Origin of the sequence: Bradyrhizobium pachyrhizi (assembly GCF_001189245.1) — a bacterium.
GTDB lineage: Bacteria > Pseudomonadota > Alphaproteobacteria > Rhizobiales > Xanthobacteraceae > Bradyrhizobium > Bradyrhizobium pachyrhizi.
This window is the reverse complement of the sequence record NZ_LFIQ01000069.1, coordinates 43,045-68,852: the sequence shown is the minus strand read 5'-3', so window position 1 is coordinate 68,852 and position 25,808 is coordinate 43,045. Positions and strand designations below refer to the sequence as shown.

The 25,808-nt window shown below is 65.1% G+C and carries 24 protein-coding genes; 17 read left to right on the top strand and 7 right to left on the bottom strand.

Features of this window, described 5'->3' with window-relative positions:
• From AKL29_RS44825 to rocF, 3 genes are all read left to right on the top strand, one after another.
• The coding region (locus AKL29_RS44825) for a glycogen/starch/alpha-glucan phosphorylase (protein ID WP_244482037.1) at positions 1 to 296 on the top strand (296 nt) is incomplete at its 5' end.
• A 146-nt stretch (positions 297 to 442) separates the two neighbouring features.
• Entirely contained in the window at positions 443 to 1,264 is an 822-nt protein-coding gene (locus AKL29_RS14570; protein WP_050384677.1) for an acyl-CoA thioesterase, read from the top strand.
• Positions 1,265 to 1,408: 144 nt separating this feature from the next.
• The gene (gene rocF / locus AKL29_RS14565; protein ID WP_018269556.1) at positions 1,409 to 2,386 is read left to right on the top strand and encodes an arginase; all 978 of its coding nucleotides are present in this window, start codon (positions 1,409 to 1,411) and stop codon (positions 2,384 to 2,386) included.
• Positions 2,387 to 2,572: 186 nt separating this feature from the next.
• Here rocF and AKL29_RS14560 read toward each other — a convergent pair whose 3' ends face one another.
• Both AKL29_RS14560 and AKL29_RS14555 read right to left on the bottom strand, forming a co-directional pair.
• On the bottom strand, positions 2,573 to 4,189 hold the full coding sequence (locus tag AKL29_RS14560) for a phosphoenolpyruvate carboxykinase (protein WP_050384676.1): 1,617 nt from the start codon (positions 4,187 to 4,189) through the stop codon (positions 2,573 to 2,575).
• Positions 4,190 to 5,116: 927 nt separating this feature from the next.
• Positions 5,117 to 5,851, bottom strand: coding sequence for a HugZ family pyridoxamine 5'-phosphate oxidase (locus AKL29_RS14555; RefSeq protein ID WP_050384675.1), 735 nt, complete (start codon positions 5,849 to 5,851; stop codon positions 5,117 to 5,119).
• A gap of 242 nt (positions 5,852 to 6,093) precedes the next feature.
• On the opposite strand from AKL29_RS14555, the gene AKL29_RS14550 reads away from it, so the two are divergent.
• The 5 genes from AKL29_RS14550 to AKL29_RS14530 all read left to right on the top strand — a co-directional run bounded on the left by AKL29_RS14550 (position 6,094) and on the right by AKL29_RS14530 (position 10,090).
• Complete coding sequence (locus tag AKL29_RS14550; RefSeq protein WP_016843287.1) at positions 6,094 to 6,795, top strand: response regulator transcription factor; 702 nt, start codon at positions 6,094 to 6,096, stop codon at positions 6,793 to 6,795.
• Positions 6,796 to 6,905: 110 nt separating this feature from the next.
• Positions 6,906 to 8,714 (top strand): sensor histidine kinase, encoded by a 1,809-nt coding sequence (locus AKL29_RS14545; protein ID WP_050384674.1) that lies wholly within the window; start codon positions 6,906 to 6,908, stop codon positions 8,712 to 8,714.
• Positions 8,711 to 9,151 carry an HPr kinase/phosphorylase gene (locus tag AKL29_RS14540; RefSeq protein WP_050384673.1) on the top strand — a complete coding sequence of 147 codons (441 nt, stop codon included), beginning with the start codon at positions 8,711 to 8,713 and terminating at the stop codon, positions 9,149 to 9,151. The genes AKL29_RS14545 and AKL29_RS14540 overlap by 4 nt, the downstream gene beginning before the upstream one ends.
• 214 nt (positions 9,152 to 9,365) lie before the next feature.
• Positions 9,366 to 9,767 carry a PTS sugar transporter subunit IIA gene (locus AKL29_RS14535; RefSeq protein ID WP_021076632.1) on the top strand — a complete coding sequence of 134 codons (402 nt, stop codon included), beginning with the start codon at positions 9,366 to 9,368 and terminating at the stop codon, positions 9,765 to 9,767.
• The gene (locus AKL29_RS14530) at positions 9,764 to 10,090 is read left to right on the top strand and encodes an HPr family phosphocarrier protein (RefSeq protein ID WP_050384672.1); all 327 of its coding nucleotides are present in this window, start codon (positions 9,764 to 9,766) and stop codon (positions 10,088 to 10,090) included. Before AKL29_RS14535 ends, AKL29_RS14530 begins: the two co-directional genes overlap by 4 nt.
• Positions 10,091 to 10,495: 405 nt before the next feature.
• On the opposite strand, the gene AKL29_RS14525 is transcribed toward AKL29_RS14530, so the two are convergent.
• Both AKL29_RS14525 and AKL29_RS43875 read right to left on the bottom strand, forming a co-directional pair.
• Positions 10,496 to 12,109: a glycosyltransferase family 39 protein gene (locus tag AKL29_RS14525; RefSeq protein WP_050384671.1), complete on the bottom strand. Its 1,614-nt coding sequence runs from the start codon at positions 12,107 to 12,109 to the stop codon at positions 10,496 to 10,498.
• 167 nt (positions 12,110 to 12,276) lie between these two features.
• Positions 12,277 to 12,567, bottom strand: coding sequence for a M15 family metallopeptidase (locus AKL29_RS43875; protein ID WP_244482035.1), 291 nt, complete (start codon positions 12,565 to 12,567; stop codon positions 12,277 to 12,279).
• 100 nt (positions 12,568 to 12,667) lie between these two features.
• Between AKL29_RS43875 and lepA the strand changes: the two genes are divergently transcribed.
• The 4 genes from lepA to AKL29_RS14500 all read left to right on the top strand — a co-directional run bounded on the left by lepA (position 12,668) and on the right by AKL29_RS14500 (position 17,609).
• A complete protein-coding gene (gene lepA / locus AKL29_RS14515; protein WP_028335871.1) occupies positions 12,668 to 14,479 on the top strand; it encodes a translation elongation factor 4 in 1,812 nt (603 codons plus the stop codon).
• A gap of 100 nt (positions 14,480 to 14,579) precedes the next feature.
• Positions 14,580 to 14,909: a hypothetical protein gene (locus AKL29_RS14510; RefSeq protein ID WP_028335872.1), complete on the top strand. Its 330-nt coding sequence runs from the start codon at positions 14,580 to 14,582 to the stop codon at positions 14,907 to 14,909.
• A 151-nt stretch (positions 14,910 to 15,060) separates the two neighbouring features.
• Complete coding sequence (locus tag AKL29_RS14505; protein WP_028335873.1) at positions 15,061 to 16,287, top strand: MFS transporter; 1,227 nt, start codon at positions 15,061 to 15,063, stop codon at positions 16,285 to 16,287.
• A 149-nt stretch (positions 16,288 to 16,436) separates the two neighbouring features.
• The gene (locus AKL29_RS14500; RefSeq protein ID WP_050384670.1) at positions 16,437 to 17,609 is read left to right on the top strand and encodes an acyl-CoA dehydrogenase family protein; all 1,173 of its coding nucleotides are present in this window, start codon (positions 16,437 to 16,439) and stop codon (positions 17,607 to 17,609) included.
• A gap of 332 nt (positions 17,610 to 17,941) precedes the next feature.
• Here AKL29_RS14500 and AKL29_RS14495 read toward each other — a convergent pair whose 3' ends face one another.
• Positions 17,942 to 19,519, bottom strand: coding sequence for a winged helix-turn-helix domain-containing tetratricopeptide repeat protein (locus AKL29_RS14495; RefSeq protein WP_050384679.1), 1,578 nt, complete (start codon positions 19,517 to 19,519; stop codon positions 17,942 to 17,944).
• A 145-nt stretch (positions 19,520 to 19,664) separates the two neighbouring features.
• On the opposite strand from AKL29_RS14495, the gene AKL29_RS43330 reads away from it, so the two are divergent.
• Together AKL29_RS43330 and AKL29_RS14485 are read left to right on the top strand one after the other, a co-directional pair.
• On the top strand, positions 19,665 to 19,961 hold the full coding sequence (locus AKL29_RS43330; RefSeq protein WP_050384678.1) for a DUF1127 domain-containing protein: 297 nt from the start codon (positions 19,665 to 19,667) through the stop codon (positions 19,959 to 19,961).
• A 395-nt stretch (positions 19,962 to 20,356) separates the two neighbouring features.
• Positions 20,357 to 22,324: a methyl-accepting chemotaxis protein gene (locus AKL29_RS14485; protein ID WP_050384669.1), complete on the top strand. Its 1,968-nt coding sequence runs from the start codon at positions 20,357 to 20,359 to the stop codon at positions 22,322 to 22,324.
• 22 nt (positions 22,325 to 22,346) lie between these two features.
• Here AKL29_RS14485 and AKL29_RS14480 read toward each other — a convergent pair whose 3' ends face one another.
• Complete coding sequence (locus AKL29_RS14480) at positions 22,347 to 23,258, bottom strand: sterol desaturase family protein (protein ID WP_050384668.1); 912 nt, start codon at positions 23,256 to 23,258, stop codon at positions 22,347 to 22,349.
• Between the two features lie 105 nt (positions 23,259 to 23,363).
• Between AKL29_RS14480 and AKL29_RS14475 the strand changes: the two genes are divergently transcribed.
• Genes AKL29_RS14475 through AKL29_RS14465 form a run of 3 tightly spaced genes read left to right on the top strand, consistent with a single transcriptional unit; the run spans position 23,364 to position 25,245 of the window.
• Positions 23,364 to 23,969: a TetR/AcrR family transcriptional regulator gene (locus AKL29_RS14475; RefSeq protein WP_050384667.1), complete on the top strand. Its 606-nt coding sequence runs from the start codon at positions 23,364 to 23,366 to the stop codon at positions 23,967 to 23,969.
• Between the two features lie 11 nt (positions 23,970 to 23,980).
• Positions 23,981 to 24,763 carry a sulfite exporter TauE/SafE family protein gene (locus tag AKL29_RS14470; RefSeq protein ID WP_152977597.1) on the top strand — a complete coding sequence of 261 codons (783 nt, stop codon included), beginning with the start codon at positions 23,981 to 23,983 and terminating at the stop codon, positions 24,761 to 24,763.
• Between the two features lie 35 nt (positions 24,764 to 24,798).
• Complete coding sequence (locus tag AKL29_RS14465; RefSeq protein ID WP_050384665.1) at positions 24,799 to 25,245, top strand: DUF1801 domain-containing protein; 447 nt, start codon at positions 24,799 to 24,801, stop codon at positions 25,243 to 25,245.
• 271 nt (positions 25,246 to 25,516) lie between these two features.
• Here AKL29_RS14465 and AKL29_RS44820 read toward each other — a convergent pair.
• Positions 25,517 to 25,808 (bottom strand): EAL domain-containing protein (locus tag AKL29_RS44820; RefSeq protein WP_244482034.1); only part of this gene is annotated, 292 nt, incomplete at its 5' end.

The window sequence follows — 25,808 nt, the reverse complement described above, 5'->3', positions numbered from 1 at the left end:
GCGAGTTCTCGCCCGGCGATGCCGCGCGCTTTGCCTCGATCGGGCACGCGCTGCGTTATCTCGATCATTACATGGTCTCGGCCGATTTCGATTCCTATTACGACGCGCAGCGCGGCATCGACGCCCGCTGGATGGTGGCGCCGGCCTGGACCCGCGCCTCGATCCTCAATGTCGCGCGCATGGCCTGGTTCTCCTCCGACCGCACCATCCGCGAATATGCCGAGGACATCTGGCACGTGCCGGTGCATCCGGGTGCCTCGCCGCAACTCGGCAACCAGCGCGAGGCGAAGGGCTAATCCCGGGACGCGGAAATCGATTACGCCCGACGTCATTGAATTCCGCGCAGTAGCCCGCGATATTGCATGACGGACGTCATTACTCGTCATTGCCCGTCAGTCCGCTTGGCGATGACCGAAGCGCCAGTCGATATTGAAAGATCCGCATGCTCACCAAGACCCCGCACCTTTTCGATGAAGCAACCGCCGTGACCGCCGGCGACAGCCGCTGGCAGGGACGGACCAGCCCGGATTACTGGGCGTTCGTCGGCCCCTTCGGCGGCTGCACTGCCGCGACGATCCTGCGCGCGCTGATGCAGCACCCGCAGCGCGCGGGCGATCCGCTGGCGCTGACGGTCAATTACTGCGCGCCGGTCGCCGAGGGCGTGTTCGATCTCGATGTCCGCCTGGTCAAGGCCAACCGTTCGAGCCAGCACTGGTCGGTCGAGATGACGCAGGGCGGCGGCGAGGTCGCGACGCTGGCAACCGCCGTGTTCGCCGAGCGCCGCCCGTCCTGGTCGCACCAGCCGGCCGAATTTCCGGGCGCCGTGCCGTTCGAACAGCTGCGCTCCTTTCCGAAGCTCAAGATGACCTGGGCCAACCAGTACGATTTCCGCTTCGCCGAGGGCGAGCCGAAGTTCGCCGGCGGCGGTGCCGCGAAGCTGCCGTCGAGCCCCTATTCAAAGCTCTGGATCGCCGACCGTGTGCCGCGCAAGCTCGATGCGCTGTCGCTGATGTCGATGTCGGACGCGTTCTTCGGCCGCGTCTTCCACGCAAGGCACGAGCTGGTGCCGTTCGGCACCGTGTCGCTGACGACCTATTTCCACGCCGACGCGGCCGACCTGGATGCGGAGGATACCACCCGCGTGCTCGCCACCGCCGACGCCAAGATCTTCCACAAGAGCTACGGCGACCAGCACGGCGAATTGTGGTCGCCTTCCGGCCGGCTGCTCGCGACCACGACGCAGATCGCTTATTTCAAGGCGTAGGCGTTTCGAGCGGATCGGCCTCCGGCTCGCGTGGAGCCGTAGCCAAATATCCACATTGGTCTGTTACGACCGCATTGCCTATTTCAAGGGTTGAGGGAACATTGGCACGTCGCTTCTGTTCCACACCTTTGGGAGCACTGCTGCATGTCCGAAGCCGACACGTCAAAGCCCTCGCGCATCGCCCTGCTTGGCGTTCCCATCGAGATCGGCGCATCGCAGGCCGGCCCGCTGATGGGACCGGACGCGCTGCGCACCGCGGGCATCGCGCGCCTGCTCGAGCAGCTCGACTTCCAGGTCGATGATCACGGCAACCTTGCGATCCCACAGGTCGTCGCCGACGGCCCGGTGCCGGCCAACACCAGGTTCTATGACGAAGTGAAGACCTGGACCCGCGCGCTCTCCGAGCGCGCCTATTGGCTGGCGCATTCCGGCGCGATCCCGATCTTCATGGGCGGCGATCACTCGCTGTCGATGGGGTCGATCAACGGCGTCGCACGCTACTGGCAGGAAAAGGGCCGGCCGCTGTTTGCGCTGTGGGTCGACGCGCATGCCGACTACAACACGCCGGCCACCACCATCACCGGCAACATGCACGGCATGTCGGCCGCGTTCCTGTGCGGCGAGCCCGGCCTCGACGATCTGCTCGGCGGGCTGCCGCGGGCCTCGATCCCGCCCGATCAGCTCGACCTGATCGGCACGCGCTCGGTCGATCCGCTGGAGCGCAAGCTGCTGCGGCAGCGCAATGTGTCGATCGCGGACATGCGCCAGATCGACGAGTTCGGCGTCGCCGTGCTCACGCGCCGCGTCATCGAACGCGTCAGGGCGAAAAACGGCGTGCTGCATGTCTCGTTCGATGTCGACTTCCTCGATCCGGCGGTGGCGCCCGGCGTCGGCACCACGGTGCCCGGCGGCGCGACCTATCGCGAAGCCCATCTCATCATGGAGCTGCTGCACGATTCCGGGCTGGTGCGCTCGCTCGACATCGTCGAGCTCAATCCCTTCCTCGACGAGCGCGGCCGCACCGCGCGCGTCGCCGTCGAATTGATCGGCAGCCTGTTCGGCCTGCAGATCACCGACCGGCAGACGCCGAGCAACGCGGTGCTGCCCGAGATGGGGGAGTAGCGAAGCAACACAGTTGATGTCGTCCCGGCCTAGTGCGCAATTGCGCACGGGAGCCGGGACGACGGTGGAGAATGTGGCGCCGTTCGCTGCTCAGCTTGGACGGATGGAGACGTCGCCGAGCCGGCCGGGCAAACAAAAAGGCGGCCGCGAGGGCCGCCTTTTCAAATCGCGTATCGCTTGCGCGGCTTACTCCGCCGCCAGCTTCACTTCCGGCGCGGCGGCGCGGACTTCGGCGTCGACCTGCGCTTCGAACTTGGCGAAGTTCTTCTGGAACATGCCGATCAGCGCACGCGCCGTCTTGTCGAACTCGACCTTGTCGGCCCAGGTCTTGATCGGATCGAGGATGTGCGGCTCGACGCCCGGCAGCGAGGTCGGCACCGCGAAGCCGAAATACTTGTCGGTGCGGAAGTCGGCGTTGCGCAGCGAGCCGTTCAGCGCCGCGGTGAGCAGCGCGCGGGTCACCTTGATCGGCATGCGGCGGCCGGTGCCGTACTTGCCGCCGGTCCAGCCGGTGTTGACCAGCCAGCAATCGACATTGTGCTTGGCGATCAGCTCGCGCAGCATGTTGCCGTAGACCGACGGATCGCGCGGCAGGAACGGCGAACCGAAGCAGGTGGAGAATTCCGGCTGCGGCTCGTTGCCGAGCCCACGCTCGGTGCCGGCGACCTTCGCGGTGTAGCCGGACAGGAAGTGATACATCGCCTGCGCCGGCGTCAGCTTGGCGATCGGCGGCATCACGCCGAAGGCGTCGGCCGCGAGCATCACGACGTTCTTCGGATGCGGCGCGCAGCCGGTGCGCGAGGCGTTCGGGATGAAATCGAGCGGATAGGCCGAGCGGGTGTTCTCGGTCTTCGAGCCGTCGTCGAAATCGGGCACGCGATCATTGGCGCCGAGCACGACGTTTTCCAGCACCGCGCCGAAGCGCTTGCTGGCGGCGTAGATTTCCGGCTCGGCTTCGCCGGACAGCTTGATGCACTTGGCGTAGCAGCCGCCTTCGAAATTGAAGACGCCGTCCTCGCTCCAGCCATGCTCGTCATCGCCGATCAGCGTGCGCTTGGGATCGGCCGAGAGCGTGGTCTTGCCGGTGCCGGACAGGCCGAAGAAGATTGCGGTGTCGCCGTCGGAGCCGACATTCGCCGAGCAGTGCATCGGCATCACGCCCTTCTCGGGCAAATAGAAGTTCAGCGTGGTGAACACGCTCTTCTTCATCTCGCCGGCATATTGCGAGCCGCCGATCAGGACGATCTTGCGGGCGAAATCGATCGCGACGACGTTCTCCGACTTGCAGCCGTGGCGCTTCGGATCGGCGCGGAAGCTCGGCAGGTCGATGATCGTCAGTTCGGGCACGAAGCTCGCGAGCTCCGACGCCTCGGGACGAATGAGCAGCGTGCGGATGAACAGCGAATGCCAGGCAAGCTCGGTGAAGACGCGGGTCTTGATGCGATGCTTCGGATCGGCGCCGCCGTAGAGATCCTGCGCGAACAGCGTCATGCCTTCGGCATGCTTGAGGAAGTCGGCATGAAGTGCCGCGAACTGCTCCGAGGTGATCGACTGGTTGCCGGCCCACCACATGCTCTTGTCGGTCAGGCCGTCGCGGACCGTGAACTTGTCCTTCGGGCTGCGGCCGGTGAACTCACCGGTATCCGCGCAAAGCGCGCCATCGGCCGACAGCACCGCTTCGCCATTACGCAGCGAATGCTCGTAAAGCTGAGGTGCACCGTAATTCCAATGCACGCCCTTGAGATTTTTTAAGCCGAATTTGTCGGCGCCGAAGGCACCGTTATGCACGCCCGTCTCTTGCACGAAGAACCTCCTCGAACCCGCGTATCCTTGTTCGCGCGAATGTCGCTAGTCGCGCCCCGCCGCGGTGACCGTGATCAGAATATAGCCTCTCGGCTTCGGTCCGGCGACCTAATAGTGGGGATCGCCGGGCTTGCCAAGCCAATCGAACGGCTTTTGGCTGATTCCAAGGCAGGCCCATCATCTGGCGCAAATACCGCAGCGCGAAACCCTTTCGCCTTGCTTTCGTTTTCTCATTGTTTTCGCAGCAGTCGGGCGACGTTTCGTCGCCTTTCCCGCCGCGCACGGAGCTTTGCGATGCACAAAAAGTGCCAGCCGGCGGGCAGCGCCGTCGCCGATCAAGGCGAACGGCGCGGAGAATGCCGGGTATGCATTTCGCGCTGAGGATGTATCGTTGAGATGAGCCGCCGCGCGTTGACGCGGCGCTGCAGAGCCGAGCATGACCGCCATCGTGTTGCACGCGGCACCACCTGATCGGCATTGAGCTGCAAGTGAGAAGCTGCTGATGAGCAGTTTCGATTGCGCTCAACACACCTTCGTCGAAGCCCGATTGGTTCAACGCTCAACTGCGGTGAATGTTCCGCAACGCGTCGCGTTCGGCGGTGAGGCAATCACTGCCCCTGGCGATCGGATGATAACGCAATCAGCGCGACGCACGCGCGCGTCATCGCGGCGTGGTCGCGATCCGGATGATTTTCCGAACAGCAGCGCCAGCCATTCTTGCACGCGCATCGAACCAACGGGCGATCACGAGACGCGCCGGCGCGAAATGATCGCGCTGTCAGACCTTGCGCAAACAGGAAGCGGCGCACGGGTCGAACGACACCTCGCCTTGAGCGAGCGCGCAATCGAGCCGCCGCAGCCATGCGACACCATGCCTCGCCACGGCCGCAGCACCGCCGTGCGGACAGGTGGTTTTCTGCTCGCTTGCTACTCTTTGGCGCGCGCCTCGCCGGCGAGCCGCACCAGCATCTTGCGCAGCTCGGTGCCGGTGGTGACGCGCTCGGGGAAATCCAGCCGCAGCGTGTCGCGGCCGGCCTGCATGTCCATGCCGTCGGGATCGCAGCCGGTGCAGAGCCAATCGGCACTTTCCGCGCCGAGCAACCGCGTCGCGTAAAGATTCATGGCCTCGCGGTGATCCTCGTTCATATGCGCCACCGCGCCGGGCTCGGCTTCGAGCAGCCCCTCGGCTCCGCCGAGATCGGTCAGGAATTGCGCGGGTTTGAGGTCCACGATGCGGCCGAACCCGGCAACCAGATGGGCACTGCTTGGCTTGATCCGGAAGAACGAAAAATCCTTAAATTCCACAAAGGCTTCCGCTGACGGATGGGCAGCGAGATAGCGCCCTCGGACGAGCTCCCGCCCGGCCTCCGCGACCTCCTCCGCCTGACCGGCCAGCATGATCCGGGCGCCCTCCAGCGGATCGCCCTCGGCGCGCTCGTCCAGCATCAGCGACACCCGGCTGTCGGCAAGGACGTTCTTGGTATGCAGCGCCAGGCGGGAAATCAGCAGGATCGGCGAGCCGTCCGGATGGCTGGCCAGATTGACCAGCGAGCAATAGGGATCGCCGGTGCCGGCCATCAGCGTGGCGAGGGCGCCCTGGCGGCTGCGGCGGAGCAGCGAGCGGGCAAGGTGGGCAGGATCGAAGTCGGCGGTCGGTTGCATGGGGCCTATCGGGTCATTTTATGGGCGAATCTGGCGGGTTCCCTATGAAAAAAGGGCCTTTTCTCATGGTCCAAGGGTGCTATATGGGGACCCATCGCGTGGGTCGCAGAAGCGGATTTTTGCGGAACTCGGTCACACTTCAGCCCAGCTTGCATTGCTCGTTGACCGCGTTCGAAGCCCAATTCTACGGCGCGTCGCCAGAGTGCCCGCCGTCTAAGCCACTCTCATTGTGAAAGCAGCACATGCCCACAATCGCCCTGGTCGACGACGACCGCAACATTCTCACTTCGGTTTCGATCGCGCTCGAAGCCGAAGGCTATCGCATCATGACCTACACGGACGGTGCGTCGGCGCTGGATGGGTTTCGCACGTCGCCGCCCGACCTTGCGATCCTCGATATCAAGATGCCGCGCATGGACGGCATGGAAACGCTGCGCCGGCTGCGCCAGAAGTCCGACCTGCCGGTGATCTTCCTCACCTCGAAGGATGAGGAGATCGACGAATTGTTCGGCCTGAAAATGGGCGCCGACGATTTCATCCGCAAGCCGTTCTCGCAGCGCCTGCTGGTCGAACGGGTCAAGGCCGTGCTCCGCCGCGGCCAGCCGAAGGATCCGACCGCCGCGCCGAAGGAACCGGACGCCCGCGCGCTCGACCGCGGCCTGCTGCGGATGGATCCGGAGCGCCACACCTGCACCTGGAAGAACGAGCCGGTGACGCTCACCGTGACCGAATTCCTGATCCTGCAGGCGCTCGCCACCCGCCCCGGCGTCGTGAAGAGCCGCAACGCGCTGATGGACGCGGCCTATGACGACCAAGTCTATGTCGACGACCGCACCATCGACAGCCACATCAAGCGGCTGCGCAAGAAGTTCAAGGTGGTCGACGACGACTTCGAGATGATCGAGACGCTGTACGGCGTCGGCTATCGCTTCAAGGAAGCCTGATCTGCGCTTCCCGGGCGGCTTGTTAACTGACAGGCTCCGCACGGCTGGGGTAAGCTCGGGCGAACGATTGCTTCGCGGGACGACATCCATACCAACCGGCAGCTTTGCCAGTGCTTGATCGAACGCAGCTCGAGCAAGGCCTGAACACCGAGGACGCGTCACAGCTCCTCGATCAGGACGCCGTTGCCGAAGACGTGGCGCAGGACAGGGGCTGGCGCCGTCCGCTCGGCTGGCTGCGCCGCGCCGGTCAGTTCTTCTTCGCGCTGTCGTTCTCGAGCCTGACGCGGCGCATCGTCTCGCTCAACCTTGCCGGCCTCGTCGCGCTGGTCGCCAGCATCCTCTATCTCTCGCAATTCCGCGCCGGCCTGATCGAGGCGCGCACGCAGAGCCTCCTGGTCTATGCCGAGATCATCTCGGAGGCGATCGCGGCCTCGGCGACCGTCGAAGGCAACACCGTCACCATCGATCCCGACCGCCTGCTCGACCTCAAGCCCGGCGAGAGCTTCGGCCAGCCGGATGAATCGGCCGACTTCCCCATCAATCCCGAGCGGGTCGCGCCGACCCTTCGCCGCCTGATCGCGCCGACCAAGACGCGGGCCCGCATCTTCGACCGCGACGGCGGCCTGATCCTCGACAGCCGCAATCTGTTCGCGCGCGGCGACGTGCTGCGCATGGAGCTGCCGCCGCCGTCGGAGAAGCCATCGCTCTATGAAAAGACCAAGGCCACGATCAAGACCTGGCTCAACCGCGGTGACCTGCCGATCTATCGCGAGCTCGGTCCCGAAGGCGGCAAGGGTTATTCCGAAGTCGCTCAATCGCTCGAGGGCATGAAGGGCAGCGCGGTGCGCGTCACCGAGCGCGGCGCGATCATCGTGTCGGTTGCCGTTCCGGTGCAGCATTTCCGCGCCGTGCGCGGCGCGTTGATGCTGACCACCCAGGGCGACGACATCGACCAACTGGTGATGTCCGAGCGGCTCGCCATCCTCAAGATCGGCGGCGTCGCCTCCGCCGTCATGATCATGCTGTCGCTGCTGCTTGCGAGCACGATCGCGGGCCCGGTGCGGCGGCTCGCCGACGGCGCCGAGCGTGTCCGCCACCGTATCCAGACCCGCGTCGAGATTCCCGACTTCACCGGGCGCCGCGACGAGATCGGCCATCTCTCCGGCGCGCTGCGCGACATGACCAACGCGCTCTACAGCCGCATCGAGGCGATCGAGATGTTCGCCGCCGATGTCGCCCACGAGCTGAAGAACCCGCTGACCTCGCTGCGCTCCGCGGTCGAGACGCTGCCTTTGGCGCGCAACGAGAACAGCCGCGCGCGGCTGCTCGCCGTGATCGAGCATGACGTCAGGCGGCTCGACCGCCTGATCTCCGACATCTCCGACGCCAGCCGGCTCGATGCCGAATTGCAGCGCCAGGACATGGCGCCGGTCGATCTGCGGCGGCTGCTGACGACGCTGACCGGCGTCGCCAACGAGACCAGGCTCGGCCACGACGTCGCCGTCGAAGCCCGCTTCGAGGGCCGCGGACCGACCGATACGCTGTCGGTGCCCGGCCATGATTCACGGCTCGGCCAGGTGATCTCGAACCTGCTGTCGAACGCGCAATCATTCTCCAAGCCGGGCGACAAGGTGCGCATCGTCTGCCGCCGCACCCGCGGCGAGGTCGAGATCGTGGTCGACGATGATGGGCCCGGCATCGGCGAGGACGCGCTGGAGCGGATCTTCGAGCGCTTCTACACCGACCGGCCGCACCAGGGCTTTGGCCAGAACTCCGGCCTCGGGCTTTCGATCTCCAAGCAGATCATCGAAGCACATGGCGGACGCATTTGGGCCGAGAACCGCATTGGCCCTGCGGACGCAGACGGCAGGCCCACCATCGCCGGCGCACGCTTCGTGGTCAGGCTGCCGGTACTATGAGCGACAATTCAAGCGTGCACGCATCCGCCGTTCTGGTCGGCGAGCGTGCGGTGCTGATCCGCGGCCCATCGGGCGCCGGCAAGTCGCGTCTCGCCTTCGACCTGATTCTCGCCGGGCGCACCGGAGCGCTTCCGCCGGCCATTTTGGTGGGGGATGACCGTGTCCATCTCGACACAGCCGGCGAACAATTGTGGGTTCGTCCGGTCCAGCAATTGGCTGGTCTGATCGAGATCCGAGGCCTCGGAATCCGCCATTGTCCGTTCGCAAGTGAAGCCGTGGTCGGCTTGATCGTCGACCTCGCCGCTGACGACGCCGAGCGGCTGCCGCCACCGGAGACGCTCACGGTTCGCCTTAATGGTGTTTTGGTACCGCGAATTCCCGTCGCCATTGGCTTCCAACCCCTGCCGCTGGTTGTCGCTGCGCTGACGACAACCTGAAAGTTCATGTTCCCGTAATCTTGCGGCCAATTGTGGGAAGGGAATTGGTAACCATATCACATCCACTATCGCGTCGGATTTTGCCGGCGCAGCCTCCCCTCTCTACCGCCAGGAACCGGGAGACTAGCCAAGATGCCCTCTTGCGTAGGGCCTCTGGATGGTCAAAGTGGCGCGTTCGTGCGGTGCACCAAAGGGCGCCCGCGAGGAGTTTCCGATGATTGGTCTAGTGCTGGTGACCCATGGGCGCCTTGCCGACGAGTTCAGAGCGGCGCTCGAACACGTCATGGGTCCGCAGAAACAAATTGAAGCGATTACGATCGGGGCCGAGGACGATTCCGATCTCTGTCGAAGCGACATCATCGAGGCGGTGAACCGCGTCGATAGCGGCGACGGCGTTGCGATCCTCACCGACATGTTTGGCGGCACGCCGTCCAACCTTGCGATCTCCTGCATGAGCCGCCCGAAGGTGGAAGTGCTCGCAGGCATTAACCTTCCCATGCTGGTCAAGCTTGCCAAGGTTCGCGAGGAGCGTTCGCTGCCCGACGCGATCGCGATGGCCCAGGAAGCCGGCCGCAAATACGTCACCATCGCCAGCCGTGTTCTCGCAGGCAAATGAGCGACGAGGCCCCGGGCGGAAGTCAGGTCGGCCCGGGCGTGCCAGCGGGCGCCATTTCCCGTGAACTCCTGATCGTCAACAAGCGCGGCCTGCATGCGCGGGCATCGGCCAAGTTCGTCCAGCTGGTCGAGCGCTTCAACGCCGAGATCTGGGTCACCCGCGGCACCGAGACCGTCGGCGGCACCTCGATCATGGGCTTGATGATGCTCGCCGCCGGGCCCGGCACCACGGTCGTGGTCTCAGCAAAGGGCGACGAAGCACAGCAGGCGCTCGACGCCATCGCCGAACTCGTCGCCAGCAAGTTCAACGAGGAAGGCACGTAACGGCGGGCACGCTCGTTACGCCAATCCATCACCGTCACCCCCGCGCAACGGCTTCGCCTTTGTCGCTGGAGGAGCGCGCCGCAAGGCTCGCACCTCAGTGAAGGGCCTGGCGCAGGCACACCGATGCTGCACCCTCCCCTGGAGGGGGAGGGTCGGCTCACATGGAGCACAGCGGAATGTGAGACGGGGTGGGGTGATCTCTCAACACGGGCAGCACCCGAGTGGAGAGACCTTCACCCCACCTCGGTTCGCATTTCATGCGAACCGATCCTCCCCCTCCAGGGGAGGATAAGAAGAGCAGTGTCGACCGTTCAAACAGTCGGTCGCAGCAAGACCAAAGCGATCGCGAAGGCGATCCTTTCGATCGGGTCGAGATCGCTGCCTTTCCAGGATGCCCGGAAATAACTACTTCGCCGGCGGCACCAGATAGACCTTCCAGACCGTCGACGGACCGGGATGGCCGTTGAAGAAGCGCATGGTGGTCATCACCAGCGGCTCGGCATCCTTGGCGTGCTCCGCCATCCACGCCTCGCAGGGCTTCAGGAACACCGGATCGGTGGTGTCGCAGACGCCGATGAAGCCGAGACGCTTGGCTTCGTCGAGCGACGTCAGCCCCGACGACCAGGCTTCGCCCGGCACCAGCGAGGCCGGATGATCCGGACTGTAGAACGTCATCGGCTCGCCGATATCGGACCGCGCGACCACCACGGCCCAGCGTGAATGGAATCTGTCCTGCCAGGTCTGGGTGAGTTCGCGCGCGAGCTCGGAGCGCGCGGCATAGGTCGAGCCGCCGATATGGTTGGACGCGATCTCCTGCGTGGCGATGCTGGGCGCGGCGATCAGCGTGGCGATCGTGGCGACGAACCAGATCGCGGTGATCGAGAACAGCGCCATGCGCGGGAAGCGAAGCGAGGGGATCGCGACCAGCGCAAGCGGCACCAGGAAGAACAGCGGGATGCCCCAATCGGTCTTGATATACACGGTGAACGCCAGTGCGCCGAGCGGCGGCCCGATCGCGACGATCAGCTGGATGATCCAGACGTTGAGTGCCTGCGGAAGGATGACGGCCGGATTGGGTCCGCGCGACCAGATCCGCGCCAGCACGTCCGACGGCCGCCACGGCACCGAGCCCAGCAGCAGCGCCACCAGGCCCAGCACGACGGGAATCGCGAGCAGCCCGACATTGTGCACGACATAGCCGATCACGAGCTGGACGTTGAGTGCGCGGCTCGACAGCGCGTAGACGTCACCGGCATAGGTGAACGGCACGAAGTCCACCTCCTCCAGCCACACCAGATGCGGGATCATCGCCACCGCCATCGTGCCGATCGCAACCCATGGCGCCGGCGAGCGCAGGAATTGCATCCGTTGCGGATGGATCAACGCGGCCAGCCCGACGGCGCCGATCATCGTCACCACCCAGTACTTGGTCATCAGCGCCAGCATGCCGGCAAAGCCGAGCCAGAGACCCGATTTGAAGCTGCGCTTCTCGAACGCGTTCAGATAGGCCAGCACCAGCAGCGGCAGCGGCACCAGCTGCGCGAGATCGGCATTGTATTTGAAGCCCTTGAAATTGAAGATCGGGTAGAGCGCGAGCATCACCACCATGAAGAACGCGCGGCGGCGATCGACGACGCGCAGCGCGATCAGCCAGCACACCACCAGCGCGAAGCTGACCGTCGTCATCGCAAGCGCATAGGTCGACCAGTTGGTGACGGGAAAAATCCTGAACCAGACCCCGGCGATCCAGCCCGACAGCGGCGGATGCTTGCCATAGCCGAGCAGGAAGCGCTGGCCCCAGGCATAGGCTTCCGCAACATCCATATGGATGTCCTGTGCGGCCTTGAGCTTGACCAGGATCAGCGTCCACAGCACCGCATGAACCAGCGCGAAGCCGATCACGAACCACAGGCTGGTCCTGGGATCGGTGGCGCGCGAGGCGATCCAGGCGGCGATCCGCCGGATCGTCAGCTTGCGGTGGGTGCGCCGGGCGGCGGGGAGCGTGGAGGCGGTCGACATGGCCTGTGCCTGAGGCATGCCCGGAAAAGTGGAAAGCGGTTTCCCGGAAGGATCATGCCCGAATGGAAGCGGAAGCGATGAGTGCTCATCCGCATTTCAGCGCGCTTTAGCGCGTTTTTGTGGCCAGTGAAATCAGCTTGGCGTGAGAACGCCTCCAGCAAGCGGATTCACTTTCCGAGAAGCTCCGGCCGGTGCTCGAAATGCATGGTATCGTAGTGACACCATTTGCCGCCCCGGATGCAGCCGTGACGCTCGACGATGTCGACGATCTCGCGCGGCATCCGGTTCTCGCAGGGGATGGTCTTGCCCTTGCCGGCCCACAGCCAGTCATCCGAAACTTTCAGGTTGAGGTCGATGGCGGCGGCGTAGCCTGCATGCTCATCCGCCCGGTGTCGGCAATGCGAACGACGATTTTCGAGCCGTCGGACCTGGCAGGAACATGCCCGAAAAGCGGTCACGGCAACCCTGCCGGAAACGCCGCCGTGATTCGCCGTCACACCGCTGCAAAATACCGCAATTTGGTTGCCCGCGCGGGGGTGCGGATGCTATCCCGCGCCCATGACAACTGCCCCGATTTCGAACATCCGCAACTTCTCCATCGTCGCCCATATCGACCATGGCAAATCGACCCTTGCCGACCGCCTGATCCAGATGACCGGCGGCCTGTCGGATCGTGAAATGGCGGGCAAGGAGCAGGTGCTCGATTCGATGGATATCGAGCGCGAGCGCGGCATCACCATCAAGGCGCAGACCGTCCGGCTGAACTACCGCGCCAAGGACGGCAAGGATTACATCTTCAACCTGATGGACACGCCCGGCCATGTCGACTTCGCCTACGAGGTCTCGCGGTCGCTGGCGGCCTGCGAGGGTTCCCTGCTCGTGGTCGACGCCAGCCAGGGCGTCGAGGCGCAGACGCTCGCCAATGTCTACCAGGCGCTCGACAACAATCACGAGATCGTGCCGGTCCTGAACAAGGTCGACCTGCCCGCGGCCGAGCCCGAGAAGGTCAAGCAGCAGATCGAGGACGTGATCGGCATCGATGCGTCCGACGCCGTGATGATCTCGGCCAAGACCGGCGTCGGCGTGCCCGACGTGCTGGAAGCGATCGTCACCCGTCTGCCGCCGCCGAAGGGCGACCGCGACGCGACCCTGAAGGCGCTGCTGGTCGACAGCTGGTACGACGTCTATCTCGGCGTGGTCGTCTTGATCCGCGTCGTCGACGGCGTGATGAAGAAGGGCCAGCGCATCCGCATGATGGGCACCGGCGCGGCCTACGACATCGAACGCGTCGGCTTCTTCACGCCGAAGATGGAGCAGGTCGAGGAGCTCGGCCCCGGCGAGATCGGCTTCATCACCGCGGCGATCAAGGAAGTCGCCGACACCCGCGTCGGCGACACCATCACCGACGACAAGAAGCCGATCAGCGAGATGCTGCCGGGCTTCAAGCCGGCGATTCCGGTCGTGTTCTGCGGCCTATTCCCGGTCGACGCCAACGACTTCGAAACGCTCCGCGCGGCGATGGGCAAGCTGCGGCTGAACGACGCAAGCTTCTCCTACGAGATGGAAACCTCCGCCGCGCTCGGCTTCGGCTTCCGCTGCGGCTTCCTCGGCCTGCTGCATCTGGAGATCATCCAGGAGCGGCTGTCGCGCGAATTCGACCTCAATCTGATCGCGACCGCGCCGAGCGTGATCTACAAGATGAAGCTGACCGACGGCACCGAGCTCGAGATCCACAACCCGGTCGACATGCCCGACGTGGTCAAGATCGCCGAGATCGAGGAGCCGTGGATCGAGGCGACGATCCTCACGCCCGACGAATATCTCGGCAGCGTCTTGAAGCTGTGCCAGGACCGCCGCGGCTCGCAGAAGGAGCTCACTTATGTCGGCTCCCGCGCGATGGTGAAATACGACCTGCCGCTCAACGAAGTGGTGTTCGACTTCTACGATCGCCTGAAGTCGGTCTCCAAGGGCTACGCCTCGTTCGACTATCATCTGACCGACTACAAGCCGGCCGATCTGGTCAAGATGCAGATCCTGGTCAACGCCGAGCCGGTCGACGCGCTGTCGATGCTGGTGCATCGCACCCGCGCCGAAGGCCGCGGCCGCGCCATGGTCGAGAAGATGAAGGAGCTGATTCCGCCGCACATGTTCCAGATCCCGATCCAGGCGGCGATCGGCGGCAAGGTGATCGCGCGCGAAACCGTCCGCGCGCTGCGCAAGGACGTCACCGCGAAGTGCTACGGCGGCGACATCACGCGCAAGCGCAAGCTTCTGGAGAAGCAGAAGGAAGGCAAGAAGAAGATGCGGCAGTTCGGCAAGGTCGACATCCCGCAGGAAGCCTTCATCGCCGCACTCAAGGTGGATAGTTGAGGCGACGCTGCCGGCGCGACTGTTGCGCATTCTTGTCCCAGCAACAAAACGCACCATGATTTGAATCGCCACTGCATCGCGCCCCGACTAGACTGCGATCATGTTGCGCATCCCGTCCCTCCTTATCGTCATCCTCGCACTACTGCAGCCGGATCTGAGCTCGGCCGCCTCCTCGAAGAAGCGGCACGGCACCCGCTGGCACGGCTATGGCTTCCTGCCCGGCTACCGGCAGCCGCCGAACCAAACCATTCCGGTGTTCGGCCCGCGCGGCGCGGCTCGCGGCTACCCGGACTACTCGCCGCAATATTGGTATGGCGGGGATTGGTACTATTTCGGCCGCCCCGGATTCTACCGCGGCCGCTACAATGGCGGCAGTTTTGGCCCGTGCTGGACCTGGACGCCGATCGGGCGGGCCTGGCAGTGCGGCTAGCGGCGCGTCGCTGCGACATCCTGCGCATGCAACGCACAATCCGCTGATCCCGGAATGAGAGGCATGTTGCCCGTCATGTTGCCCCTGGACCTCAGATAGGCCAGCATCCTCCCTGTGCGCACCACAACAAACAACAGCGCCGGGGAAACGCATGAGCAAGGCCGCTCGGTTGGATTATGGCTGGGTCGTCGTCGGCGCGGGCGCACTGATGACCTGCGTCGGCTTCGGCACCATGCTGTCGCTCGCGGTATTCCTGCAGCCGATCTCGGATGCGATGGGCTGGTCGCGCGCCGGCGTCTCGGCGGCGGCGACGCTGGATTTCCTCTGCATGGGTTTTGCGGCGTTCGCCTGGGGCGCGCTGTCCGACCGCTTCGGCACCCGCATCGTGGTGCTGGCGGGCAGCCTGCTGCTCGGGCTTGGTCTGGTGACGGCAAGCCAGGCGCAGAGCCTGTGGCAATTCCAGCTCTGCTTCGGCGTGCTGATCGGGATCGCCGCCGGCAGCTTCTATGCGCCGATGATGGCGCTCGCCAGCGCCTGGATCGACAAGCATCGCAGCCTCGCCGTTGCGCTGGTGTCGGCCGGCATGGGCGTGTCGCCGCTGACCGTCGCGCCGTCGGCAAGCTGGCTGATCACGGCCTATGACTGGCGCTTCGCGATGCTCGTGATCGGCATCGCCGCATGGGCGCTGCTGATCCCCGCGTCGTTCCTGGTGCGCCCGGCGCCGCAGGGAACGGACGTCGCAATCCCGACCGCCGCGAACGCGCCGCAGACCGAATGGACCGCGGCGCAGGCGCTGCGCACGCCGCAATTCATGACGCTGGCACTGGCGCATTTCGCCTGCTGCGCGGCGCATTCCGGCCCGATCTTCCACATGGTGTCCTACGCCATGGTGTGCGGCATCGCGCCGCTCACCGCCGTCACGGTCTACAGCCTCGCCGGCTTCTCCGGGCTCGGCGGCCGGCTGCTGCTCGGCGTGCTCGCCGACCGGCTCGGCGCCAAGCCGGTCCTGGTCGGCGGCCTCCTGGTGCAGGCGCTGTCGATCGCGACCTATCTCGCGGTGGCGCAGCTCGGCGAGTTCTACGCGCTGTCTGTCGTGTTCGGGCTCGCCTATGGCGGGGTGATGCCGCTCTACGCCGTGCTGGTGCGCGAGTTCTTCGGCGCGCGCATCATGGGCACCGTGTTCGGCGCGGTGTCGGCCTTCGCGAGCCTCGGCATGGCGCTCGGGCCGTGGGCCGGCGGTTACGTGTTCGATACGTTCCACGGCTATACGTGGCTGCACGCCGGTTCCTTCGCGATCGGCCTCGCCGCGGTCGCCGTGGCGCTGAGCTTCTCGACCAAGCGCCAGCCGTCGCTCGATCTCGGCCGCGCCGCCGCCTGAGCGCGGATGCATTCGTCACTCGCGCACACGCGCACAGCGGATGGATAGCTGATCTGCATCGGCGCCGTCCCGCCTTGCCCTCTCCTGCCGGATGCGCCACCATCGCCTGGCCTGCCCAACAAGAATGACAGAAGGCGCCGAGGACACGCATGAACAAGCCGCAGGGAGTAGACCTTGTCGAGCGGGCGCGCGCGCTGGCGCCGCTGATCACGAGTGAAGCCGACGAGATCGAACGGACACGGCGGCTGACGCCATCCGTCACCGCGGCGCTGGTCGAGAACGGGCTGTATCGCGCATTGCTGCCGAAGCGTTTTGGCGGCGCCGAGGCGACGATGGACGCGTTCATGCAGATGCAGGAGGAGATCGCCAAGGCCGATGCATCCACGGCCTGGTGCCTCGGCCAGTGCAGCGTCTGTGCCATGACCGCGGCCTATCTCGAGCCCGACGCGGCCCACGAGATCTTCAACACCGCGCCCGGCATTCTCGCCTGGGGCGCGATCGCCCACGAGGTTCGTGCCGAGCCCGGCGGCTATCGCGCCAGCGCGCGCTGGGATTTCGCCTCGGGCTCACGGCAGGCGAGCTGGCTCGGCGCCCATGTCCGCGTCGTCGAGGCCGACGGCTCACCGCGCAAGAAGGCCGACGGTTCGCCGGAGATCCGCACCATCCTGTTCCCGATGTCGCAGGCCGTGATGTACGACGTCTGGGACGTGATCGGCCTGAAGGGCACCGGCACCGATTCCTATTCGGTCGACAACCTCTTCATTCCGGAAAAATTCGCCGCGCTGCGCGACGATCCCGCCGCGTGCCGCGAGAGCGGCCCGCTCTACAAGCTTTCCACCAACATGGTGTTCAGCATGGGCTTTGCCGCCACCTCGCTCGGCGTCGCGCGCGCCATGCTCGACGCGGCGACCGAGCTTGCCCGCGGCAAGACCCCGCAAGGCCTCAAGGCGATGCGCGACAACAATGCCGTGCAGGGCCAGATCGGCCGCACCGAGGCCAGCCTGCGCGCCGCGCGCGCCTATCTATACGCGACGGCGCACGACGTCTGGAGCGATCTCGCGAGCGGCGCCCCGATCACCGAGGCACATCGCGTCGCGATCCGCATCGCCTCGACCTGGACCATCCACCAGTCGGCCTCGGTGGTCGACATCGCCTATCACATGTCGGGGGCAACGGCGGTATTCGCCAAGAATCCGTTCGAGCGGCGGTTTCGCGACATGCACGCGATCGCGCAGCAGATCCAGGCCCGCGACACCCAGTATGAGGACGCCGGCAAGGCGATTTTGGCAGGCAATCTCGACGCCCCGCCGACCGCGCGCTGAAGCATGATCCGGAAAAGTGCGAAGCGGCTTTCCGGAAAGATCATGCTTAAAGAAGAAGCCAAGGCGCGATGAAGTCAGATTGAACCAGGGCGTACTCACCTATCTGGTTGGTCTCGCACCGGCGCTGTTCGCCGGCGGGCCGGTCGTATTTGGGATGTCGTTGTGGCGAAGGTTCGGGATTTTGCACGCTCCTGGCGCAGGATGCGTGGGTAGGCATTTTGCTCGCGGGAACTACGTTTATCACTTCTTCACCTAGAAGGTCTTCGCGACCCTTTGAGACCCGCTCCGGCCTCCCCTGCCCCGAGACATGTCGCTGCACTGCGCGCGCCAACTTACTCTGGCAATCCGGCTTTCCTCAATCCTTCTTCAAATCGCGCAAGGTCATCGGCCCGTCGATGAGGCACCAGATCCCGTATGCTGGACACCCGGAGCGCGGGATGGAGTTGCCGAAGACGCGCCATTGCCTTGTGCGCCTGTTCGGGGCGGCCGGCCATCGCGTTGCTGGCGGCGGCCACGCGCAATCCAGCGGGAAATTCTGGGTTGTATTGCAGCGCCATTGCCGCCCACGACGCTGCCTCTTCATAGCGGCCCAGCAGGAAGTGCGCATATGCCGTCCCGGTTCGCATGCCCGCTATCCGCGAATCCAATGGGTTCAGACGCATGGCGTGCGCGAAGCATTCGAGTGCCGGATCCGGCTCGCAGAGCCAGTTTTTAACCCAACCACTAAAGTGCCACGCGTCGGCCAAATTGGCATTGAGCAAAAGTGCGTGGTCGATCAAGGCGGCACCTTGCTCGAAATCACCAACGATGTAGGCGAAAGCCCACCCGCTCGCACTGAGTGCGATTGCATCATCTTTGCCCAACTCGGCTGCTCGTCTAGCGAGCAGTGTTACTCGCACAATCTCTTCCGCGGCGCCTGAAAACCAACCAATGCCCTTGCCATACGCGTAGCAAGAGGCGGCACGACCGTACGCGGCCGCAAAATCCGGATCGAGTTCAGTCGCGCTGTTGAATAGCCGCAATGCGTCGTCGATCGCCTGCCGGTTGGTATCGATCTGATAAAATCTGGCCAATCCGCGCAAATAGACCGTGTACGCGTCGAGACTTTCTGTTGGCTTGCGCTTGGCGCGCTCAATCTCTGCTTTCTCAACCGTCGGGGCGATCGCTCCAACGACGCTCTCAGTTACCTGGTCCTGCAGATCGAAGACGTTTCCGAGCTCGCCCTCAAATCGGTCGGCCCAAAGATGTGCCCCGGTGGCGGAATCTATGAGCTGGCCGGTGATGCGCATGCGGCCCAAAGCTTTTCGGACACTGCCTTCCAGTACGTAGCGCACCCCAAGTTCGCGCCCGATTTGCTTAACATCGACGAGACGCCCCCTGTATGTGAAGCTCGAGTTGCGTGCGATGACAAACAGGGCCTTGAACCGAGACAACGCTGTGATGATGTCTTCGGCCATTCCATCGGCGAAGTAATCCTGTTCCGGATCGGAGCTGAGGTTGGTAAAGGGGAGAACGGCCACGGACGCCTTCTCAGGGAAGGGAAGATTCAGTGTTGGCCCCTGCACGGGAGCATCGCCGATTGCCCCGCCCACGAGCCTCGTTGCTTCCTGCACTGTTCCGACGAAACGGAAGCCCTTGCGCGGAAGTGTCTTGATCAATCTCTGTTCTCCGCCGGAATCGCCGACGGCAGTGCGGGCAGCATTCAAGCGCGTCGTGAGCGCAGCGTCGGACACGCTCCGCCCGCGCCAAATGGCATTGATGAGATCGTCCTTGCTGACAACGCGCTCCCTGTTGCGGATCAGATAATCCAGCAGATCAAACACCTGTGGTGCGACGGAGACGACGTCCGCCCCGCGATGCAACTCGCGCCGGTCAGGGTCGAATGCATACTCCTCGAAGAGATAGCGCAAGATGCGAATCCCCTTGGCTTGGGCCTCGCCGGAAATCGCAAGAATAAGCTGCCGGTGAGGAAAATGTAAGCTGCTGGTCAAGCGTGCCCGCCGATCTCGCGGCACCCTCATGCCGGTGAAAAAAGCCGTCCCAGGAGACACCGCAATGAGCACGACGCACGGCACAACGTGGCTGGAACGGACATCCGTATCGATCCAGCATGTCGCCAGCTTTATCTGGACATATTGGGATGCCTTTCAGGAGCGCCGCGAGCGCCAAAAACTGCGCGACGCCCTGTCCAACTTAAGTGACAGGGAGCTGATGGATATCGGCACCACGCGCGGCGAGATCGACTACGTCGCCTCGCACCGAGGTATTGACGCGCGAGGCATCCGATCCGGCGAATGGCTGCGATACCTGCCGACGGTGGACGGCCAAATTTTGCCCACCGACTTCCGCTAGGGTCAGAAGCTGGCAAAGACGACTAACCGCCGTGATGTCTGCTAAGAGCAGAAGCGGACAGCGAACTGCGCCGCTGTCACGCAACGCGACTACCCGGTTGATCAGGAACCGATCTGGCCCGATCGGCAAGAAGAAGGGGTATGCATCCATCATGTCGGACTGCAAACCGAAAGGCTGGTTCGACTCCGAGCGGTTAGAAATGGTCCGTCGAGACATACGCCCTGACCGCGTGGAGGTCGCCGTCCCGCGAGGCTCCCCTCACCGAGCCGCGTGGTACGAAAGTAGGCACCGGCGGCCACGGCTGCGGCACGAATACCGGCGGCAACAACATCCGGTTGTTAAGCTTTTTCTGGGAGGTTGCGGACGGCGCTAATGCCTGGAGTTCCGCTGGTCCCATGTTCACGCTTCGATCGATTGCCGCCCGCCTGATCCTGGCGATTTCACTGACCGTTGCGGTCGCCTGCGCCATCCTCGGCGGCTTCTCCATCAGCCAGCAGCGGGCGCTGACCCGGCTCGCGCTCGATCAGCAGCTCAAGCTGCAATATGACAGCGTGATTGCGGCGATCGACTACGAGGGGCGCGCCGCGCTTGCGGTCTCGGCGGTCATCGCCGCCTTGCCGCCGGTCGAAGACGCCATCGCCAAGGGTGACCGCGACGGCCTCGGAAAGCTGCTCGGCGCCTCCTGGGCGTCGATGAAGGCGCAGGGCATCCCGCTGATCTCGTTCTGGCAGCCCCCGGCGACCAGCTTCTATCGGGTGCATGCGCCGAAGACATTCGGCGATGACGCCTCGACGCGGCGCACGACGGTGGTGGAATCGAACAGGACCGGCAAGCCGATCGTCGGCGTCGAGCCCGGCCGCGAGGCGCTGTCGATCTTCGGCATGACCCCGATCATGCACGAGGGCAAGACGCTGGCCAATGTCGACGTCGGCGCCGCCTTCGGCAAGGAATTCGTCGACCGCGCCAAGAAGCGCTTCGGCATCGACCTTGCCGTACATTCCTTCGACGGCCAGAGCTTCAAGCGGCTGTCCTCGACCTTCGGCGACACCGTGGTCGCGACCCAGGACGAGCTCAAGCGCGTCATGAACGGCGCGGCCCTGCTGCGTGACGCTGTTCTCGACGGCCATGCGGTCGAGCTCTATCTCGGACAGATCAAAAACTACGCCGGCGAACCGGTTGCCGTGCTCGAGATCGTCAAGGACACCAGCGACTATGAAGCCGCCGCCGCGAACGCGCAGCGCAATCTGATCCTCGGCGTGGTCGCGATCATGGCCGCCGCCGTGCTGCTCGCGTTCCTGCTCGGCCGCGGCCTGTCACGGCCGCTCACCGCGATCACCGCGGTCATGAACCGCCTGTCCCGCGGCGACACCAGCGTCACGATCCCCGGCAGCGAGCGCCGCGACGAGCTCGGCACGATGGCGAAGGCGGTCGACGTGTTCCGCCGCAGCATGGTCGAAACCTCCTCGCTGCGCGAGGCGCAGGAGGCCGACAAGGTGAAGGCGGAGGCCGACAAGCAGGCATTGCAGCGGCAGATGGCCGATCGTTTCGAAGCCGACGTCAAGGGCATGGTCGCCGCCGTCGCGCGGTCCTCGGGCGACATGCAGCGCGTCGCGGGCGAGATCACCGCCAGCGTCAACGGCGCCTCCGAACGGACCTCGGCGGCAGCCGCCGCGTCCGAGGAAGCCTCGGCCAGCGTCAACGCGGTCGCCGCCGCAACCGAGGAGCTGGCGTCGTCGATCACCGAGATCGGCCGCCAGGTCACCCATTCCAGCCGCGTCGCCGACAGCGCCGTGACCAAGGCCATGGAGACCACCGAGATGGTGACGAGCCTCGCCGCATCGGCAGAGAAGATCGGCGACGTGCTGCGCCTGATCAGCGCGATCGCGAGCCAAACCAATCTGCTGGCCCTCAACGCCACCATCGAGGCCGCGCGCGCCGGCGAGGCCGGCCGCGGCTTTGCCGTGGTCGCCGCCGAGGTGAAGGACCTGGCGAGCCAGACCGCGAAGGCGACCGAGGAGATCGCCGGCCAGGTCGGCGCAATCCAGTCAGCCACCGGCAACTGCGTCAGCGCGATCGGCGACATCAGCGGTACCATCCGGGAGATCTCGGGTATCGCCACCGCGATCGCGGCCGCCGTCGAGCAGCAGGACTCGGCGACGCGAGAGATTGCCCGCAGCGTACAGCAGGCCTCCACCGGGACCGTCGAGGTCTCCGCCAATATCGCGGGCGCGAGCCAGGCCGCCGGCCAGTCGCGGGCCCTCACCGGCAATGTGCTGGATACGTCCGGCCAGCTCGGCGATCACGCCGCCGCGCTGTCGCACAGCGTCGACACCTTCCTCGCCGGACTGCGCAACGCCGCCTAGAGCCGCATTGCATGGCTTCAAGTCACGGCCAGGGCAGTACCGGCGGCGGAGCCGATCGCTCCGCCTCGTCGTCCGGCCCTGCCCCAGTCCGGCCCCAATCGCGCATGAACGGCATCTTCAGCAGTCCGCGCAGCGACTGCTTCTCGGGATCGTCGAAGCCGTCGAGGCCGTAGCGCAGCTCGGCGAAGCGCGGACCGCGATGATAGGTGCCGCCGAGCCGGTCCCAGATCGAGAGCAGGTTGGAATAATTGCTGTCGGTTTCCGGCTGATGACGCGAATGATGCATCTTGTGCATGTTCGGCGTCACGAAGACGAGCCGCAGCCAGCGGTCGAGCCGCTCTGGCAGGCGGATGTTGGCGTGCTCGAACTGGGCGTTCAACGCCGACAGCGTCAGATAGCTGACCAGCACCCATTCCGACGTTCCGAACACGAAGACGCCGGCGATGTGCCAGCCGATCCGCCACAGCGTCTCGCCGGGATGCTCGCGGAACGCCGTCGTGACGTCGACGAAGCGATCGGCATGGTGCATGCGGTGGAAGCGCCACATCCAGCCGAGCTTGTGCATGGAGACGTGGGCGAAATAGGCGAACAGGTCGAGCCCGATGATGCCGAGCAGGAGCTGGTTCAGGAGTGACAGGCCGAGCCAGTGCGACAGGCCGAATTTCGCATCCAGCGTCCATTGCGCGGCCAGCGGCGACAGCGGACTGAGCAGCAGGTTCACGCCGACGAAGATCACGGTGATGGCGGCGTTGCGGCCGACATTGCGCAGCCGGTCGCTGCGGCCATAGCTGAATAGCGGAAACGCCGCCTCGAACAGCAGCACGATCGCGAACGACGCAAGCAGGAACGCGATCCGCGCGCCGGTCGACGGAAGTTCGACATGGGCGATCTCAGCCGCGCCCGGATGCCACAGAAGCTTTGCAAAGCCGATCATGCTGAATGCTCCTCTTTACAAAACGAATATTCGTTCTTTATAATGGCGGCGAATGATCGTCAAGCCCGCCGCATCGGCCGGCCGCGACCTGACAAGGACCCGACAATGCCGAAGGTGAAACCCGAGACCCTGGCGATCCGCCGCGAGGAGATTTTGCAGGCCGCGGAGATCTGCTTTGCGCGCCAGGGATTTCACCAGACCACGATCCAGGACGTCATCAAGCAGTCCGGGCTCAGTGCCGGCTGCATCTACGGGCATTTCACCGGCAAGGAGGAGTTAATCCAGGCGATCGGCGAAAGCCGCCATGGCCGCGACAGCGCGCTGCTGGCGCTCAAGGATCCACCGGACGATGTGTTGCAGAGCCTGCGCTCGATCGCCCGCGCCTTTCTCGGCGATCTGCAGAAGGAAGAAGGCCTGCGCGCCCGCCGCGTCGCGTTGCAGCTCTGGGCCGAGGCGCTGCGCGACGACGTGGTCCGCGACCAGGTGACGAGCGGAATCCGCCAGCCGATCGCCCTGATCGTGGACCTGCTGCGGCGCGGCCAGAAAAGCGGCGCGATCGATCCTCACATGCAGCCACGCGGCGCGGCGCGGGCGATGGTGGCGATGTTCCAGGGCATCGTGCTGCAACGGCTGTGGGGCGAAACCGTCTCGACCGCGGAGGCGATGCACGCCTTCGACATCTTCCTTGCCGGCCTTGCCTCCAGGCGCTGATGGGGGATGCGGTGATCATCCACGACCTCCTCGCCGGCATCGGCACGGGCCTCGCCGGCGGTCTCACCGCCGGGCTGCTCGGCGTCAGCCCCGGCGGCGGACTGGTCGTGTTCTCGGTGCTGCTGCTCGGCGCCGGCCAGCATGTCGCGCAAGGCATCTCGCTGGTCGCGCAGGTGCCCCCGACCAGCCTCACCGGGATCCGGCGCTATTGGCAAAGCGGCAACCGCACACCATTGCGCTGGATCGCGCTGCTGACAGTCGGCTTCGTCGCCGGCGGCGCGGCCGGCGCGCTCGCCGCCAACCATGTCATCGAGTCCGCGCTGCGCTGGACCTATGTGGCCTATCTCGTCGTGCTCGACGCGATGCTGATCCTGCGCGGCGGATGCGACCAGGCGAAGCACGACGACAAGGGTACCGCGCGCGACATATCCTGGGCGGCGCTGCTCATTGTCGGGTTGTTGGCGGGCCTGTCGTCGGGCTTTCTCGGCATCGGCGGCGGACTGGCAACCGTGGTCGGACTGAGCGCCGTGCTCGGCATGCCGCAGCATCAGGCGCAGATGGCCAGCCTCGTGATGTCGCTGATCCCGACCACGATCCCGTCGGCCTGGATCTATTGGAGCGAGGGCTCGCTCGCATCATGGCCGGTGCTGGCGGGCGTGATCGTCGGCCTTCTGGCCGGCACCGATCTCGGCGCCCGCGCCGCCAACCGCATCGACCGCGCGCGGTTGCGCGGCGCGATGATCGTCTTTGTCTCGCTGATGGCGGCCTATATGACCTTCAAGGCGCTGTGGTAGATAGACGTGGATACGTCCTCCTCGCGGAGCCCACCATGCGCAAGCCGGCGACATTGACCAGCAAGGCGGCATCACGGTCGCACACCAAACCAGCAGCTGCGCTGTTCGACGCCTACCCTGCCCCGGTCAGGGCCAGGCTGCTGGCGCTGCGGCGCCTCATCTTCGAGACTGCGAAGGCGACCAAAGGCGTCGGCGCGCTGGAAGAGACGCTGAAATGGGGCCAGCCGAGCTACCTCACGCTTGAGACCGGCAGCGGCAGCACGGTCCGGATCGATCAGGTGAAGCCGGCCGCCGACCGCGTCGCGGTCTACTTCCACTGCCAGACCAATCTGGTCGAGACCTTTCGCGAGCTCTACCCCGAGCTCAGCTACAGCGGCAACCGCGCCATCCTGCTCGATGTCGCGGGCAAGCTGCCGGAGGTAGCGCTGCGCCACTGCGTGGCGCTGGCGCTGACTTATCACCTCAACAAGAAAGAATCGTAGGACGTGAAAAGCGCGGCGGTGCGCTCCCTCTCCCCGTTCTTACGGGGAGAGGGTTGGGGGGAGGGGCCGTCTCCGCACATTCGGTGATAGCTGCGTTCGCGGAGAATCCCCCTCACCCGGAACGCATCTAACGATGCGTCATAGCCGAAGCTCTGCTTCGGCGTTCTTGAGAACGGCCGCCGAAGGCGGCCTATGCCTCTCCCCGCACGCGGGGCGAGGTAAGGGGAGCCCGTCGCTCGATTCGAGGTAACATCTCTTCCTCTAGGCTCCACTACGCCACCAGCGCGGTCGCCACGCGCTGCGCCTTCAGCAGGCTGACGACCTCGGCGTTCGGCCGGGCGCGGCTGAACAGGAAACCCTGGCCCTCGTGGCAACCTTCGGCGCGCAGACGGCTCAACTCCGCCTCGGTCTCGACGCCCTCGGCGGTGATGGTGACGCCGAGCCCGATGCCGAGACTGACGATCGAGCGCACGATCGCCTGCGCGTCCGGGTTCGCGCCGAGGTCGCGCACGAACGACTGGTCGATCTTGATCTTGTCAAACGGGAAGCTGCGCAGATAGCTG